At 73.1% G+C, this 19443-nt stretch carries 1 protein-coding gene; it reads left to right on the forward strand.

All coding sequences use genetic code 11. From position 1 onward, the window contains the following. Positions 1-219: 219 nt before the first annotated feature. Positions 220-19428, forward strand: a complete 19209-nt coding sequence (locus tag AB0I22_RS09815) for a hypothetical protein (protein WP_363130175.1) — start codon at positions 220-222, stop codon at positions 19426-19428. Positions 19429-19443: the final 15 nt, after the last annotated feature.

A 19443-nucleotide genomic window follows, 5' to 3' on the forward strand; every position in this document is an offset into this window, starting at 1 on the left:
GATGACCGAACCGCACCACGTCTGACCAGCGTGATGAACGAACAGCGCTACGAGCGACCAGCTTGACGACGAACAGCGCTACGGACGACCAGCGCGACGTCTGACCAGCGTGACGAACGAACAGCGCTGCGAACGAACAGCGCTGCGAACGACCAGCACGAAGCTTGATCAGCGACCGTCTGAGAAGCGGCAGTACGCCCAAGGAGGGCGACCCCGACCATGGCTAACGCGGATTCCGTACTCGACACCATCAAGATCGACGACATCTACGCGCTGGGGAACGCGTGGATCCAGCTCGGGGACGATCTCCACGAGCGTCGGGTAGCCGTCGACACTCAGGCCGGCTCGCTCGGCATGACCGGCACCGCCGGCAAAGAGGCCAAGCGGGCGTGGAGCGAGGGGGTCGGCCCGACCATCGACAGCGCCGCCGAGACCGCCTGGACCATCGGCCAGACGATCAACCGCTACGGCGAGGAACTGCACAAGGCGGCCGAGGAGTACGCGAAGAAGCTCAACGCCGCCATGTGGGCCGACATCCTCGGCGCGCTCCTGGGGGCCGTGTTCTTCGCCGTCGGGCCGCTGCTCGGCAGCCTGCTGACGATCATCGGCCAGGTGCTGGCCCGGCTGTTGCCCATCCTGAGCCAGATGGCGGCCCGCCTCGGCAGCCTGGGCACCACGATCGTCGCCATCGGCGGCGGCGCCGTCCTCGGTGCCGCGTCCGCCCTCGGCATCGACGTCGCGCTCGGCGAGGTGGGCGCGGCCATCGCCGGCACGGACTACGACGTCGACTGGGGCATGGAGGCGTGGAGCATCGGCATCGGCGGCGCCTTCGGCGCCATCGGGGGCGGTCTGGGGGCGGGGTTCCGCTACCACCCGCATCCGGTGAAGCCCGGCCCCACCCCGAAGACCCACAACACACCGATCGAGAACCCGCCCCAGGCCCACCCGACGGGCGGCAACCCGCTGCCGGGCGGTGGCGGCGGAAAGAGCGTCGTCAGCCCCCCGCCCGGCAAGCTGGGCGGCGGCGGCCACGAGGCGCCGCTCAACAGCGGACCGGGCAAGGGCGACACTCCCGGCTCCGGCCCGATCGCCGGCAAGGGCGTCTCCGGCCAGGAGAGCCACCCCACCAGCAGCGGGCCCGCCGGCGACGGACGCTCCGGGAACGTCGGCATGCCCAACTCGTCCGTGAAGCACGAGAACACCACGTCGGCGCCGCCTCCCACGTCGGCCCCGCCGGCGAAGCAGCCCGGTTCGGGCAACTCGACGAAGCACGTGCAGCCCGGTTCCGGTCCGGCCGGGGCGGGCGCCAAGCACCCCGCTCCCGCGCCGAACGCGCCGGTCAACGGGCAGAAGGGCGTGGCCGGGGGCGGCGGGAACGGTGCGAACGGCAACCGGTCCGGGAACGGCGCGCCGGTGGAGAACCCGCCGGTCAGCGGGAAGAAGGTGGTGACCGGGGGCGGCGGCAACGGTTCGCACGGCAACCGGGCCGACGGCAACGCCCCGGTGACCAACGCGCCCGGCAACAGCCGCAAGGAGGGGATCGGCGGCGGTAACGGTTCGCACGGCAATCGGGCGGACGACGGTGCTCCGGTGTCGAACCCGCCGGTCAACAGCCGTAAGGACGGGGCCGGGGGCGTTAACGGCTCGAACAGCAACCGGGCCGACGGCAACGCCCCGGTGACCAACCCGCCAGGCAACAGCCGCAAGGACGGGTCCGGGGGCGGGAACGGCTCGCATGGCAATCGGGCGGATGACGGCGCTCCGGTGTCGAGTCCGCCGGCCAACAGCCACAAGAACGGGGCCGACGGCGGCAACGGCTCGACTGGCCACCGGGCGGATGACGGTGCCCCGGTGTCGACCCCGCCGTCCAATAGCCACAAGAACACGACGGGCGAGACCGGGGGAGGCAACGGCTCCAACGGCAACCGGTCCGACGGCAGTGGCCCGGTGACCAACCCGCCGGCCAACAGCCACAAGAACGGGGTCGGGGGCGGTAACGGCTCGACCGGTCACCGGGCTGATGACGGTGCTCCGGTGTCGAACCCGCCGGCCAACAGTCACAAGAACACGTCGGGCGAGACCGGTTCGAAGGTCCCGCCGGGCGAGGGGGCTCCCCGGGACACCAACAGCAACAACAGCAACAACAGCCACAACGACAAGGTGACCCTCCCGCCGGGCCAGCCCCGTAAGACGCATGAAGGCCAGGGCGGGTCCGGCGAGGGCAAGGACAACTTCTCCGGCTCCGGCCACCGGTTGGGTGGTTCGGGGAACAACCCGCATGGCGTGCGGGTGCAGGACCCTGGCAAGACGGGGGGCGACGCGGGTTCGGGTTCCGGTGGTCGGAGCGGTAATCCGATGGAGAATCCGGGGCATCGGCTGGACGGTAGGACGGAGAACACGCAGGGAGTGCCGGCGCGGGAACCTGGCGACACGGGGGACGGCGTGAATTCCGGTGGTCGGAGCAACAATCCGATGGAGAATCCGGGGCGCCGGCTGGACGGTAGGACGGAGAACACGCAGGGAGTGCCGGCGCGGGAACCTGGCGACACGGGGGACGACGCGAATTCCGGTGGTCGGAGCAACAATCCGATGGAGAATCCCGGGCGCCGGCTGGACGGTAGGACGGAAAACACGCAGGGAGTACCGCCGAAGGAACCCGGCGACACGGGGTCCGGTGGTCGGAGCGGCAATCCGATGGAGAATCCGGGACACCGCTTGGGCGGTGGGAAGCCGGATCCCAACGGGATCTGGAAGGAGCCGCACCCGGACGGCCGGACCAATGGGCCGGGGGAGGCTCAGCGGACCGGGCGGGGCCACGACTATCCCGCGACCCACTACAACCGCCCTGTCGAGGACGGCTTGGGCGGGGGCGACAAGGTCGGCAGGGATCCGTTCGCCGGTCCCGGCAAGGCGCTCGGCGGGGGTCAGAAGGACCCGTTCGGCCACAACGAGCCGCGTCCGGAGCGTCCGGAGCGCACGTCGGGTGACAAGGGCGCGGGCAATCCGCTGGACGGTGCCCCCAAGCCGCCGCCGCGTAAGGAAGCCGGTTACGGTGGCCGGCCCGCCACGCTCGACGACCTGCCCGGCGGACGTCCGGGCAGCAGAGGCAAGGGCTCCGGCGAAGCCGGCGGCGGCCTGCGCCCCAACCACGGCAACAGCAGCACCACCCACGTCGAGACGCAGTCCCACGGCAGCGGCAGCGGCAGCGGGAACGGGAGCCGTCCTGGAGCCGGTACGAACTCCGGCAAGGGCACGAACACCGAGTCGCCAGGGAACCCTGGAAAGCTGCGCCCGGGCAATCAGAAGACGCCCGACGAGGTGATAGCACCCGGCGGGGAAAGGGGCAACCGGTCCAACGAGTTCGAGGAGCCGGGCCGTAAGGACGAGCCGCAGGGCGGTCGCGACGGTAGCAACGACCTGGGCTCCAGCAACGCCAAGGGACCCGGCCGCAGCGACAGCGACACGGACACGGGCAGCGGCACCGGGCGGGGCGAGCACTCGCCCACGTCCTCGTCCGCGTCCGACGACGCCGTCAACGGTGGCCGCCAGCCCGGCAAGCAGGAACCCGGCGAGGGCCCGGCGACGGACAAAACGCCTGCCGCGGGCGGGCAGTCCGCGAAGGGCAAGGAGCCGGCGGCGGGCACTCCCGCTTCCTCGCACCGTCACCCCGGTGCCGCGCGGTTCGACATCGATGCCGCGCATGAGCGGCTCAACGACCCCGCCGTGCCCCAGGACCGGCGGGAGGAGTCTGTCCAGTGGGCCGAGGACGAAGTGTGGGCCCGTATCGGGCACGTGGCGCCGGGTGAGCATCCGGCAGGCGTCGTCTCGCGGCCCGGCGAGGTCGTGGACCTGGTCGCCGCCGAGCATCTGCGCGGCGGTCACCTCCCGGCGCGGGACCTGCTGAACACCCTCGTCCCGAGCCGGGAGCCCGTAACGAGGCCGCATGCCGTACAACCCGCCCAGCCTGCCTCGACCCAGCAGCCCGCCCGGACCCACCAGTCCGTCCAGCCCGGCGAGGGCAAAGACAACTTTTCCGGCTCGGGACATCGGTTGGGTGGTTCGGGGAACAACCCGCATGGCGTGCGGGTGCAGGACCCTGGCAAGACGGGGGACGACGCGGGTTCGGGTTCCGGTGGTCGGAGCGGTAATCCGATGGAGAATCCGGGTCACCGGCTGGACGGTAGGACGGAGAACACGCAGGGAGTGCCGGCGCGGGAACCTGGCAACACGGGGGACGACGCGAATTCCGGTGGTCGGAGCAACAACCCGATGGAGAATCCGGGTCACCGGCTGGACGGCAAGACGGAGAACACGCAGGGAGTACCGCCGAGGGAACCCGGCAACACGGACGACGACGCGAATTCCGGTGGTCGGAGCGGCAATCCGATGGAGAATCCGGGTCACCGCCTGGACGGTAGGACGGAGAACACGCAGGGAGTACCGCCGAGGGAACCCGGCAACACGGACGACGACGCGAATTCCGGTGGTCGTAGCGGCAATCCGATGGAGTATCCGGGGAACCGTCTGGGCGGCGGGAAGCCGGATCCCAACGGGATCTGGAAGGAACCGCACCCCGACGGCCGGACCAATGGGCCGGGGGAGGCTCAGCGGACCGGGCGGGGCCACGACTATCCCGCGACCCATTACAACCGCCCTGTTGAGGGCGACTTGGCCGAGGGCGACAAGGTCGGCGGCGAGCCGGGCTATACGGTCGGCAGGGATCCGTTCGCCGGTCCGGGCAAGGCGCTCGGCGGGGGCCAGAAGGATCCGTTCGGCCACAACGAGCCGCGTCCGGAGCGTCCGGAGCGCGCGTCGGGTGACAAGGGCGCGGGCAATCCGCTGGACGGTGCCCCCAAGCCGCCGGCGCGTAAGGAAGCCGGTTACGGTGGCCGGCCCGCCACGCTCGACGACCTTCCCGGCGGGCGTCCGGGCGGCAGTGGCAAGGGCTCCGGCGAAGCCGGCGGAGGGTTGCGCCCCAACCACGGCAACAGCAGCACCACCCACGTCGAGACGCAGTCCCACGGCAGTGGGAGCGGCAGCGGTAACGGGAGCCGTCCCGGAGCCGGTACGAACGACGGCAAGGGCACGAACACCGCCACGGCGAAGGGCGGCACCTCGGAGCCCGGCGGGAAGCGTACGGGCGCCACGTCGAGCGGCCCGGCCCACGAGCCCACGCCGCCCCTGCCCGTACCGCCGACGCACGGCCCGACGACCGGCCACCAGCCGGCCGCCGGTACGGACGAGGCGACGCAGACGTCCCCCGTCACGGGCGGCCGGACCGACCCGGCCGACCACCTGGACGAGCCGACCACCACGCCGGGCGAGGCGCGGCCGGGGAGGCAGGGCACCCCGGCCGCCGAGCCGCTGCCGACTTGGACGACGGGCCCCGTCACGGACCCGCGTACGGGCGCGAGCGGGCAGCAGGAGCCCGGCGCGGCCCCTGCCACGCACCCGGCGACGGACAAGACGCCTGCCGCGGGCGGGCAGTCCTCGAAGGGCAAGGAGCCGGCGGCGGGCGCTCCTGCCCCCTCGCACCGGCACCCCGGCGCGGCCCGGTTCGACATCGATGCCGCGCATGAGCGGCTCAACGACCCTGCCGTGCCCCAGGACCGATGGGAGGAGTCTGTCCAGTGGGCCGAGGACGAGGTGTGGGCCCGTATCCGGCAGGTGGCGCCGGATGAGCATCCGGCAGGCGTCGTCCCGCGGCCCGGCGAGGTCGTGGACCTGGTCGCCGCCGAGCATCTGCGCGGCGGTCACCTCCCGGCGCGGGACTTGCTGAACACCCTCGTTCCGAGCCGGGAGCCCGTAACGAGGCCGCAGCCCGCTCCGGCCCAGCAGCCCGCCCAGTCCCAGCAGCCCCCGCAGAACGAGCGCCCGCCGCGGAACGAACAGCCTTCCCAGGTCCAGCAGCCTGCCCGGACCCACCAGTCCGTCCAGCCCGACGAAGACGAAACGCACTTCGCGCCCCCGAGCCGCCGTCAAGGCGGCAGCGATCCGATCCGCGACTGGGAGCGGCTCTCGTCCGCTTCGGGCAAGAAGCGTTCGGAGGAGTTGCGGGCGATCGATGACGCTGTGCGGCGGCTGCCGGACAATCCGAGTGAGCGGCATCTGCGGCGTGTGCTCTCGGCGGTGGACAACTGGCGGGCCAACAAGTCGCGGAGCAGTCACCGCTGGGAGGTGGTGAGCCAGCTGCGCAGGGCGATCAACAGTCGGCTGGGGGAGTTCGAAGCGCAGTCTTCCGCTCAGGCGGGGCCGTCTTCGCAGCGGGCCGCCGCGCCCGCGAGCGGCAGCCCGTTGGTGCCGCTGGTGCCCGTTCCCGCGCGCCGGCCCCAGGTCACCGGTTACGGCCCGGCGGATGGTTTCGAGGCCGAACTGCGCCGCTACCAGGTGGTTCTGGCTCCCGGAGACGATCATGCGGAGTACGGCGACGTCGTCAGGCTGCCGGGGCTGCTGACCATCACCCTGGACAGGTTCGGCGGAGTGCCGATCCTGGAGATCGTCACGAGTCCGTCCCGCGGGCTTCAGGGCGGGGCGGTCGACGGGCGGGCGGAGCGCGGCGATGTGATCGCGGCTTTCGATCAGGTGCTGCAGCTTCTCCGGCGGGTCACGCCTGACCGGGGCATCAAGCTGGGCCAGCTCTTCCCCGCGTCGCTCGGATACGAGGTCGATCCGCTCGCGGAAGATCTGCCGATCAGGATCAACTCGCGCAGCACGGACAACATCCTGGTCCACCACACCGCGACATCGCCGCTCAGCGAACTCGTCGAGTACATCCGGCACGTAAAAGCGAACACCCAGACTAATGTTCCGGAGATCCAGACCGCCCGCCGTGACGCGGACGCGGCCATCGAATTCGGCCGGAACGCCCGCGACGCCTATCGGAACTGGCTCGGTCAGAACCCGGATCTCACCCCCTATTCGGCGGAATGGGACGCCGACGAGCTGCGCGGTGCGCTGACGCTCGGCTATATGCAGGTCACCGCCGCCATTCGGGGAAGGACGGGACGGCATAACCCGAAGGAATACACCGTCGCGTCCTCGCGCGTCTCCCTCGCCGCGATACGGTCCGGTCTCGGGTACGTGCCCCAGGCGTTCCTGGCGGCGAACGCCGACGCGTTGGCGGCCGGATTCACCCGGGTCTACAACAGCCACACGTCCCGGCCGAGTGACGCCCTGCTCGACGGCAGGATGAATCAGCGCGCGGCGAATCACCAGCCCGCCACCTTCCGCGAGTATCTCGACAACCTGCTCGTCGAGCACCCGGCCCGCTTCATCGATCAGCACGAGGCGCTGTCGATCCGCACCAACACCTTGGAACTGGAGAGCAACCCCCTGGGGGGAGTCCCGCGCATCAGCCCGCCCGTCGTCCTGACGGAGAACCGTGCCTACGGTCCCTCGCCGGAGCAGGCGACCCCGGCCACCACGGTGCGAGGCGCCACCGACCTGTCGACTTTCTCCCTGGGCCTCTACAACCAGGCCCGTCAGCGGCGCGGCCTGGAGGCGGTCGGCTGGCCCATCGACTACTCGCAGCAGGCCGCGTACCCGCAGCAGGTCGCGTACTCCCAGTACTCACCGCCCACCAGGACCACCGGGAACAGCGACCCCGCCCGGACCACCGGAACCACGGACACGACCGCTCGCCCCGCCGCGCCCGTACCGGCCACGACGCCCGTACCCGCCGCGAACCAGCCCACTCCCGCCCTGATCGACCTGGCCGGACGGCTCCCCGGCATGAGTCCGGACGAGCGCGCCGCGGCGGTGGCCGCGCTGCCGCTGCCGGACCGGGAGGCCCTGGCCTCCGACGAGTCGCTGGTACAGGGTCTGCGCGAAGCGCTGCCCGCACCGGAATTCCACGACACGGCAGCCCAGTTGCTGGTCGTGGTGCCGCCCGGCACGGAGCGGCCGGAAGAGGCCCGGCAGGAGGCCGAGGCCCTGCTCGTCGGCATGCTCGGGGACCCGGACACGACGGCGGCGCTGCTGACCGGGGGGCGGCGGATCGTCGTGGTCCCCCGGGAGGCGCCGCTGACGTCGTTCGACCCGTTCCACGAGCCGGACGCGGCCAACGACCACGGCCGTTCCCTGAGCGGGGAGCGCGGAGTCTTCCGCCGTCGGCTCGCCTGGGTCGGTGAGGAGAACCTGCTCGGCGACACCATCGGTGTGCCCCACGCCGATGTCTTCGAGGACGGTTACTCCAGCGCCCGCCACGAGTGGGCGCATGCCGTCCACTCGGTGCTGAGCGACGCCGACCGTCAGTGGATCGAGGACGTCTACGAGGCCAAGCGGCGCGACGGCGCCGCCCAGAACTGGCCGGACGGAATCTTCCCCAACTACTCCTCAAGTACGCAGAAGGAGTACTTCGCCCAGCTCAGCACCGCCTACCTGGGCGCCAACACCGGCACCGACCCCATCACGCACCGGCCCCGCAACAATGGCGCCGACTGGGTCGAGCAGCACGACCCGGCGCTGCTGCCGCTGTTGCAGCGGCTGTACGGGCCGGGCCGGCCGGGAATCCTCGGCAGCCAGGACAACCCGTACATCCTGTCGGGGTTCCGTGCGCTGTGGGCACGGGCCGAAAGCGAGCTGGAGCCGGAGCCGACGCGCGCGACGGAGCACTCGCCGCGTACCGACTCCGGTTTGGAGGAGTCCGGTCTCTTCCAGCGGGAGGGCTCCGGCGAGGAGTCCGTGCCGGAGGAGACGCACTTCGCGCCTCGGACGTCGTCCACGACCATGGTGCTGGAACAGCCCGAGCCGGCAGAGGAGCGGCCGAACCGGGCGAGCCACGGCGAAGAGCCCGCCCGTACGGAGCAGCCCGCCCGTACGGAGCAGCCCTCCCGCAGCGAGCAGAAGCGCCCGGCGGAGGAGCCCGCGCAGCCCGAGCCGAATCAGCAGCCCGCCCGTACCCACCAGTCCGCCGAACCCACCGCAGAGAACACCCACTTCGCGCCTCCGAGCCGTCGCCAGGGCGGCAGTGATCCGATCCGCGACTGGGAGGCTTCCTCCGCTTCGGGCAAGAAGCGTTCCGAGGAGTTGCGGGCGATCGATGACGCGGTGCGGCGTCTGCCGGACAATCCGAGTGAGCGGCATCTGCGGCGGGTGCTCTCGGCGGTGGACAACTGGCGGGCCAACAAGTCGCGGAGCAGCCACCGCTGGGAAGCGGTGAGCCAGCTGCGGAGGGCGGTCAACAGCCGGCTGGGCGAGCTTGAGGCGCGGCCGTCCGCTCAGGCGGGGCCCTCCTCGCGGCGGTCCGCCGCGCCCGTGAGCGGCAGCCAGTTGGTGCCGTTGGTTCCTGTTCCCGCGCGCCGGCCCCAGGTCGGCGGTTACGGGCCGGCCGACGGCTTCGAGGCCGAACTCCGTGGCTACCAGGTGGTTGTGGCCCGTGGCGCCGATCCCGCGGAGTACGGCAACGTCGTCAGGCTGCCGGGGCTGCTGACCATCACCCTGGACAAGTTCGCCGGGGTACCCGTCCTGGAGATCGTCACGCGTCCGTCCCGCGGGCTTCAGGGCGGGACGGTCGACGGTCGGGCGGAGCGCGGCGATGTGATCGCGGCCTTCGACCAGGTGCTACAGCTTCTGCGGCGGGTGACGCCGGACCGCAGCATCAAGCTGGGCCAGCTTTTCCCCGCGTCGCTCGGATACGAGGTCGATGACCTCGCGGAAGATCTGCCGGTCAAGATCAATCCGTACTCCACGGATCACATGCTGCTGCACCACACCGCGACGTCGCCGCTCAGCGAACTCGTCGAGTACATCCGGCACGTAAAAGCGAACACCCAGGGGAGTACTCCGCCGACTCAGGACGCCCGCCGGGACGCGGACGCGGCTATTGAATTCGGCCGGAACGCCCGCGACACCTTCCGGCACTGGCTCGGCCAGAACCCGAATTACGCCCCCTACGTGGCGGGATGGGATGACGACGAGCTCCGTGGTGCGCTGACGCTCGGCTATATGCAGGTCGCCGCCACCATTCGGGGAAAGGCGGGAAAGAATCATCCGAAGGACTACACCGTCGCGTCCTCCCGGGCCTCTCTCGCCGCGATACGGTCCGGTCTCGGGTCCGTACCCCAGGCGTTCCTGGAGGCGAACGCAGACGCGTTGTCGGCTGAATTCACCCGGGTCTTCAACCGCCATACCTCCCGGCCGAACAACGCCCTGCTCGACGGGAGGATGAGGCGGCCCGAGGAAGGTGTCGAGCCCGCCACATTCGGCGAATATCTCGACAATCTGCTTCTCGCGGAGCCGGACCGCTTCATCGATCAGCACGAGGCGCTGTCGATCCGCACCAACTTCCTGGAACTGGAGGGGAATACCCCCTACGCGGGCGCGGCGCCGCGCATCAGCCCGCTCGTCGTCGTGACGGAGAACCGTGCCTATGGGCCCTCGCCGGAGCAGGCGACCCGGACCACCGCGGTGCATGGCGCCCGCGGGCTGTCGGATTTCTCGCTGCGTCTATACAACCAGGCCCGTGTGCGGCGCGGTCTGGAGGCGGTCGGCTGGCCCATCGACTACTCGCAGCAGGCCGGATACCCCCAGCAGGGCGCATATCCGCAGCAGGGCGCGTATCCACAGCAGGGCGATGGCTCTCAGCAGGTCGCGTACTCGCAGCAGGTCGACTACTCGCAGGTCAACTACTCCCAGTACTCACCGCCCACCGGGACCACCGGGACCACCGGGAACAGCGGACCCGCTCCGACCACGGCGGACAGCGGGACCACGGACACGACCGCTCGCCCGGCCCCGTCCGTACCGGCCGCCGCGCCCGCAGCCCCCACGCCCGTACCTGCCGCGTCCACGCCCTCTCCCGCCGTGGTCGACCTGGCCGGACGGCTCCCCGGCATGAGCCCGGACGAGCGCGCCGCGGCGGTGGCCGCGCTGCCGCTGCCGGACCGGGAGGCCCTGGCCACCGACGAGTCGCTGGTCCAGGACCTGCGCGAAGCGCTGCCCGCACCGGAATTCCGCGACATTGCGGCCCCGTTGCTGGTCGTGGTCCCGCCCGGCACGGACCGGCCGGAAGAAGCCCGGAGCGAGGCCGAGGCCCTGGTCTCCGGCATGCTCGGCGACTCGGACACCACGGCTGCTCTGCTGACCGGGCGGCGACGGCTCGTCGTCGTGCCGCGCGACGCGCCGCTGACGTCCTTCGACCCGTTCCATGAGCCGGACGCGGCCAACGACCACGGCCGCTCCGTGAGCGGGGAACGTGGAGCCTTCCGCGGCCGGCTGGCCTGGGTCGGTGAGGAGAACCTGCTGGGCGACACCATCGGTGTGCCCCACGCCGATGTCTTCGACGACGGCTATTCCAGCGCCCGCCACGAGTGGGCGCACGCTGTCCACTCGGTGCTGAGCGACGCCGACCGCGAGCGGATCACGGAGGTCTACGAGGCCAAGCGGCGCGACGGCGCCGCCCAGAACTGGCCGGACGGAATCTTCCCCAACTACTCCTCCAGCACGGCCTACGAGTACTTCGCCCAGCTCAGCAACGCCTACCAGGGCGCCAACACCGGCACCGACCCCATCACCGGCAGGCCGCGCAACAACGGCGCGGACTGGGTGGAGCAGAATGACCCGGCGCTGCTGCCGCTGCTGCGGCGGCTGTACGGGCCGGGCCGGCCGGGAATCCTCGGCAGCCAGGACAACCCGTACATCCTCGCGGGGTTCCGCGCCCTGTGGGCACGGGCCGAAAGCGAACTGGAGCCGGATACCGCGACGCCGGATCCGACGTCCGCGGTGGGTCACTCGCCGCGCACCGACTCCGGTTTGGAGGAGTCCGGTCTCTTCCAGCGCGAGGGCTCCGACGAGGAGGCCGTTCCGGAGGAGACGCACTTCGCGCCTCGGACGTCGTCCACCACCATGGTGCTGGAACAGCCCGAGACCACCGAGGAGCGGCCGGGCCGGTCGAACCAGTCGTCCCGTGGTGAGCGGTCGTCCCGTGGCGAGCGTTCCTCGCGCACCGAACGGCCGTCGCGTACCGAACGCACGCCCCGTAACGAGCAGCCCGCCCGTACCGAGCAGCCCGCCCGTACCGAGCAGCCCTCCCGTAGCGAGCAGAAGCGTCCGGCCGAGCAGCCCGCGCCCGCCCGTGACGGACGCCCGGCCCCCACGCCCGAGGAGCGGGTGGCCGAGCGCGGCCTGGAGCCGGTGTACATCCTCGACCGCGGGGACGAGCTGGCGCACGCGCTGAACGCCACCGCTCCGAGGGAGACCGGCCGGCTGGCCGGGCACACCCGGCCCGCCGGGACGCAGGAGCTGCGGGACGGGCTCGCGGGCGCGCTCTCCGCCGACCTGCGCCTGCCCCCGTCGGAGCGCCGGCTGTGGCCCGCCCTCACCGGGCAGAGCGGCCCCGGCGGGACGGATCCGCTCGTCGCCGAGGGCGGCGAGGACGAGGCCGTACGCACCGTACGGACCGGTTCCGGCGACGCGGACTGGCTGACCCTCGCGGTCGCCGCGCCCGTACTGAACCTGAACCTGACCGTACTGACGCCGGACGGCGCTTCCTGGACAGCCGGACCCGTCGACGGCCGCCCGGCCGTTCTCTTCCAGCAGCAGGACCCGCCCGCCTTCACGTCGCAGTGGGCGGCGACCCAGCCCCCCGAGGGGGCCCGGCCGGCACCGCCCGCCGCGCCTGCCCGAACTCCCGCCCAGGGGGCGGCGGTTCCGGCGCCCGCCGAGAGCTCGTCGACGGTGCCGCGCGCCCTCGGCGCACCCGGCGGACAGCGCCCCGCCGAACCGGCCGTCGCCAGTACCCCGGCGCAGTCGCAGGTCTTCTTCGGCGCCGACCCGCGCCCGACGGCGGCCCCGGCGGAGCCGTCGCGCAGCCGGACGAAGTCCAGCAGCTCCTCCGGGACCGGGACCTCTTCGAAGTCGAAGGGGAAGGAGAAGGAGAAGGCCACTTCCTCCGAGAGCACCCCCGAGAGCACCCCCGAGAGCACTCCCGAGAGCACTTCCAAGAGCTCTTCCAAGAGCACGTCCAGCTCGTCGAAGGACAGGAGCACCACCTCCAAGAGGACGACATCCGCCCCCGCGGCGGAGACCACCGCCCCCGTGGATCCGCCCACCACCCGGCGGCAGCGCACCGTCCTCGCGCCCGTGCCAGAGCACACCGAGGTGCGCCCCGCCGACCCCGGCGAGGGCAGCTCCAGGGGAGCCGCGGGCAACAGCGGCGCCGGCCGGGGCAGCGGCAGCGGCCGTGGCAGCGGTGACGGGTTCGAGGAGACCCCGGCGCCGCGCGAGGGCGAAGGCGAGGGCGGCGCGGCGCGCGCCCTCTCCCCGTACGCACTCGGCTACGGCTCCAGGCACGACGGCATGGTCGGGCTCGTGCTGTACGAGGCGCAGGCCCCGGCCGACCTCGACGGGCTCTACCAGCAGGTGGTGGAGGAACTGGGCTTGATGCCGGGGAGCGCGGCCGCGGACGATGTGCGGGCGCAGCTCACCGGGTGGCTCAACCTGTCGGAGATCTCGCGGAACCTGCCGAACGTGCGCGGCAGCCGCGGCCACCGCGTCACGGTCACCGTCGACGGGGTCGAGCGCACCGCGGACGTACGGATGCGGCAGACCGACCCGCGGCTGAACCAGCGCGCCGGGACGTCGGGCGAGGTCCCGCGCAAGACGAAGGTGGAGCGGACGGGCGACGGCGGGCAGACGTCCTCCAGCAGCCAGGACTCCGGCACCGTGCGCACCGTGCCGATCCCGTGGATCGGTATCTACGAAGGCCCGCAGGGCCCGCTGCGCTGGTTCGACGGCACCCTGTCGGCGAGCGTGACGCACAACCAGCTCTCGCAGTCCGTGACGGTCAGCGAGGGCGTGTCGACCAAGACCGTGCAGCGCGCCGGCGACGAGGCGCACGCCGTGGACTACACGAGCCGGTGGCAGGTGCGGGCCGACGCGGACCGGAATCCGCGGGCCGCCTGGGGGCCGGAGCGGGCGCAGGGCACGGTGACCGTGTGGTTCCCGGAGCACCGGGCCTTCGCCCCCACGGGCGAGCAGGGGCCGATGCCGGAGCCCGCCGGGCTCGACGGCCTGCCGCTGTGGGGCGCCGAGGGCGTCGTCGAGCCGGCCCGGCTGCGGGAGGAGATCCTCGGCCACGAGGACTTCGCCGGCCTGAACGGCCTGGGCGAGGACTCCCGGGAGGACCTGACCGAGTTCCTCTCCGAGCGGATGCTGCACGGCAGCGTTCCGATGCAGCGCGACAACGGCGTGTACTCGCCGGTGCTGTACGACGCGGACGGCGACGCGGTGGGCGTGGTCCGGATCGCCGCCAGGCTGCGGCCCAGGGACCCGTCCATCCGGACGCCGGACGGCTTCTCGCTGGAGTCCTGGCGCACCCACAGCTCCGGCGTGGACCAGTCGGTGCGGCTCACCAGCGGCATCGGGGTGGACGGCAGCGGCGGTCCGATGTTCACGCCGGACACCGCGGCCGGCCACCCGACCGCGGGCACCCGGCACGGCGGCGGTGTGTTCGGCAAGGCCGGGGTGTCCTGGTCGCCCTACGACGGGTTGAGTACCGGCAGCAGCTCGTCGCTGATGCACGGCCTCTACACGACCAGCGGCCACCTGGTGGTGCCCGCGGACATCACGTACGACGTCACGTTCATCCCCGCCGAAGGCGGCGAGATCACCCGCTCCTTCGGCCCGTGGGAGGAGGGCATCCAGCTCCGGCTGCCGCCCCGGGACGTCACCGAGGGGCACGCCCCCACGGAGGCGGAGACGCGGCGGCTCCCCGCGCACATGGAGAACGTCGAGAGCATCGGGCTCACCGCGGTGCCCGTCGGCGTCGAGGGCACCGGGGGGATGTTCGACCGGGCGGAGCGGCATCTGCGCCAGGAGGGCTTCCTGCCCTCGCGGGAGCGCGGCGGGTCCGGTTCGAGCGAGCAGCGCCGGCGCGCCCAGCTGGAGAACCTGCGCCGGTTCGAGCAGCTGCGCTCCGGGATCGGCCAGGACACCGCGATGACCGACGCCGTCGACGGCGGCCGGCGCGCGTGGTTCCAGCTGCCCGGCGAGCTGGACGGCCAGCGCAATGTGCAGTTGCGGTTCACCGCCGGACCGGACCGCACGCCGCGGCCCGGGGAGACGGAGGCGCCGCGGCCCGAGCACACGCGGCATCTGCCGAATGTGGAGACCGCGACCTACAGCTCCCACGCGACGAGCGGTTCCCGGCAGACCGGCAACCAGTTCGCCGGTTCGGTGGGCGGTGGCGGCGGCCCGCGCTGGGCGACGCCCGACGCCAAGTGGGCGGTGGACACGACCGGTGACCACACCCGCGGCAAGAAGGTCGACAACTCCTCGACGGCCGGGACCTCGGTCTCCACGGACCAGTTCAACCTCACCACGGAGGGCGGTACCGAACTCTTCCGCATCCCGGCCCGGTTCGGGCTGGACCTCTACGAGGGCACGTCGCCGGAACCGCTGGTGCGCTTCGCCCAGGACCCGGCGCGGCCCGCGCCCGTAACGGCTCAGCGGCCGGTACAGGGCCTGCCCGCGCCCGTGACGGCCGAGCAGAACATGCCGACCGTGCCCGCGCCCGTACGGGGCGGGCAGACCGCCCCGGTGGCTCCGGCGGTACCGGCCGCTCCCACTACGGTTCCCGGCACCATCACGCTCGCCGTGCCGCACGCCCGTACCCTCCCGGCGGACACCCCGGCCCCCGCGCCGCGGCAGCCGGACGTCATCCGCGCGCCCCGCACCGGCGGCGGGCAGGACGACGACTTCGAGCGGCTGCGGATGACGGACGGCGCGGGCAACCCGCGGCCGGGCCAGATCCGGCTGCCGTCCGACGCGAACGTGGACGACTTCCGGGGCGCCGGCGCGATCCAGCGGGCGTTCCAGCAGCTCGTCGACGGCACCTACCCCGGCCACCCGGCGACCAACGCGTTCGGCCAGTGGGTCAACTCGGCCACCGGCCGGCTGCCCGGTGTGGTGACGGCCGTGGGCAGCGGGGTCGCGGAGTACCTGGCGGGCCCCGCGCCCACGGACTCGGGCGCCTTCGCGGCCGAGGCCCTGTTCCAGCAGATCCGGGCCGCCAGCCTGATCGGCCGCTCGCACCAGATCTTCAATGGCACGTACGTCATCGAGGGCCTGGTCCTGCCCGGACTCGCCGCCGACCAGGAGATGTCCCTGGACATCCGCGGCATCCTGCACCACCCCGCCCACGACGGGTCGTTCACCACCTACGGCGAGAGCGACATGTCCAGTACGGACACCAGGTCGCGGCAGCGCACCGTCACCCGCAGCCGCGAGTACGGCGGCAGCGTCGGCGCGCTCCAGTCGGCGCCCACACCGCCGAGCCGGGGTCTTCAGGCCCAGCCCAGCGGCCGCGGCGCCCAGAGCCGCACCGTCGACGACGGGAACTCGCGGTCGACGAGCACCTCGGTCGTGCGGGTGCCGGTGGAGACCGGCCGGCACCATCTGATCACCGCCGACGCCACGCTGCTGCTGACGCTGCGCCGGGGCACCCGCAACGTCGTCGGGCACCTGGCGGGGATGGGCAGCCGGGACGACATCACGATCGCGGTCGACCTGCCGCGCTCGGTGCGGTTCAGCATCGCCGACAGCCATCTGCACGGCCTGGGCCGCTGGTTCGCCGGTGTGCGGGGCATCCCCGCGATGCCCACGCCGCCCAACTCGCTGCCGCTGCCCGAGCACTTCGTGCAGACCCGGCAGCTGGGCTACGGCAGTGTCCGGTACGTCACCCAGCTCGACGACCCGGTGCGGCGCAACGAGGTCCGCGACCGGCTCCACGACGAGCTGCTGGCGCTGCTGGAGCGGGAGGCGCCGGGCGTGACGCGGCCCGGCAGCGCCGCGTACATGTCCGGGCTGGGCGCCCAGATCGCCAACATGACCGCGCAGGACCGGCTGCGGGCGCTGCCCGGCCGGGGGTCGGTGACCGCCTGGTACCGCTACCCCACGACGGGCGGCACCCGGCTCCTCCAGGTCACCCTCGCCGCGGAGCCGGAGGCCCAGTCCGCGGCGCTGCGCCAGATGCGCGGCCGCCCGGCGGGCGAGGGGGCGGGCCTGGACCAGCTCGGCATCCACGCGCCGAACGTCGAGGGCCGGTCCCACGGCACGTCCCGCACCCGGAAGGCGGGGGTCAACCCGATCACCCGCTACCCGCGCCCGAACGCCGCGCCCGGCCGTACCGACCGGACCGGCCCCACGCTGTCCGCCGCCCGGTCCACCGCCCGTTCCGCGCGGATCGACAACAGCGCCGACGACCGGCACTGGACCCGTACCGAGAACGCCGCGGACTTCGACGATGTCGGCTACACCCTGACCGGCTCCGTGCGCTCCCAGCTGATCCCGAACTGGCCGCCGGACCTGCTCGGCGGCGCGGCGGCGGCCGGCTGGATCACCCTGTCCGAGGACTCGGGCGAGTCGGTCGCCCAGCGGCTCCAGCGGCTGCTGCGCGGCCGGCCGGCCCGCACGGTGCGGGTCCCGGCGTCGGTGGCGCTGCGGTTCGCGGGTTCGGAGACGACCCCGCCCCGCACGGAGATCGCCCCGCCGGTCCGGCCCTGGGTCACCGGCGCCGACCCGCGGCTGCCCGCGTCGGAGCGGGGCCCGCTGCCGTTCGGCAGGCGCCCGTTCACGGCCGGCCCGGCGCTGGCGCCCACGGGCGCGACGCCCGTGTTCACGTACAACGCCTTCCACGAGCTGGCCGAGGCCATCCGCGACGTCGCGCCGCAGGCCGCCCAGACGTGGGGCCTGACGCGGGACCTCACGCCGGAGGCCGCCTCGGTGCGGCTCGGGGAGCTCATCCAGGCCGGGGAGATCTCCCTTCCCCCGGCGAGCACGGCCGGGGAGCAGCCGTCCAGCGTGCCCGGCGCCTGGCCGGCCGAGGACGAGGTGGCCCCGGCCCTCCAGGTGAGCCTGCACAACCCGCGGCCGCTCACCGAGGCCGAGGACATCGCCATGGACCGGCTGCGGGTGCGGTCGCGTTCGCAGGGCAGCTCCTCGTCCGTGGGCGCCACCGCGGGCCTCGGCTACCAGACCGTCGTGAGCGGCAACCAGGCCAACCTGCACCTGGTCGGCTTCACCGTGCCCGCGCTCAGCGAGCAGCCGGTCACCCGCACCGGCGGCGGCTCGAACTCCAGCGGCGGCTGGGACCGGATCAAGACGGGCGGCACCTCCCGGTCCGCGACCGAGACCAACACCCGCAGCCACGAGACGATGGTCGACGTGGTGCTGCGGGTCGACGGTCCGGGCGGCACCCGCTACGTCACCGGCACCGCCACCGTCCGGCTCTTCGAGCGCGACCTGCTCGGCTACGGCGTGATCGGGCCGCGCAGCGCCTCCCGGGTCTACGACCTGCCGGCGATGCTGAACGAGCAGCCGCACACCCCGCTGCGGAACTGGCTCACGCACCCGGTCACCCAGCTGCCCGCCGCACTGGCCGCCGGGCTGGACGGCCAGGAGGGCAGCGCCCAGCTCTGGCTCGACCTGGGCGCCGACCCGGACAGCACGGCGCTGGCCCGCGCCCTGTACGTGGGGTCCCGCACCGCCCAGGCGGCGGGGCGGCCGGTGGAGCTGGCGCTGCGCGGCAACACCGGGCTGCGGTTCTGGCCGTTCGCGGCCGACGGCTCGCTCGCCGACACCACCCACGCCACCGCCGCTGCCTGGCACCGGATACAGGAGCACATCACCGCCGCGACGGACGCGGTGGCCGCCGAGGCCGACGCGGTCGCCCGCGAGCAGTGGCTGCTGCCCGACCTGGAGCAGGCGGCGGCCCAACTGGCCGCCGCCGAGGCCGCGATGGCGGCGGCGGACACCGCGCACACGGACGCGGCGGGCGCGCTGACCGAAGCCCAGCGGCAGCGGCAGTCGGCCGCCGACCGGTTCGCCGAGGCCCAGCGCGCCCAGACCGAGGCCGAGGGCGCGGCCCGCGCCCAGGCGCAGGCCCAGCGGGCGGCCCAGGTCAGGGTCGCCAGCGCGGAACGGGCGGTGGCGGAGGCCGAGGCGGCGCTGGAGGCCGCGGAGGCCGCGGACGACAGTGCGTCGGACACGTCGTCCGTCGCCGGGTCCGAGCCCGACCTCGAAGCGGACCTGACCGCCGCGCGCAACGAACTGAGCGCCGCGGAAGGGGCGTTGACGGCGGCACGGGCCCGTACCGAGGTCGCCCAGGAGGCGGCCGACCGCGCCGCCGCGAACGCGGACGGCGTGGAGCAGCGGCTCGACGCGGCCGACCGGCGGGTCGACGAGGCGGGCCGGGCGGAAAGGACGGCCGCCAGCGGCCGCGCCCTCGCCACACACCTGCGCGACCAGGAGTTCGGGACCCACCAGGGGCTTCAGGAAGGGGTGCGCCAGGCGCGTCAGGAGCAGGTCGACCAGCGGGGCATCCGGGAAGAGGCGTGGGCCCAGATGCCGGGCCTGGCCGGCAACCTGAGCGCCGACCGCTGCCGGGAGGGCACGGGCGGGGCGCGGTTCCCGCTGAACTCGCTCCACTAGCCGCGACGGCGGCGG

Source organism: Streptomyces sp. NPDC050610 (assembly GCF_040654875.1).
Classification (GTDB): domain Bacteria; phylum Actinomycetota; class Actinomycetes; order Streptomycetales; family Streptomycetaceae; genus Streptomyces.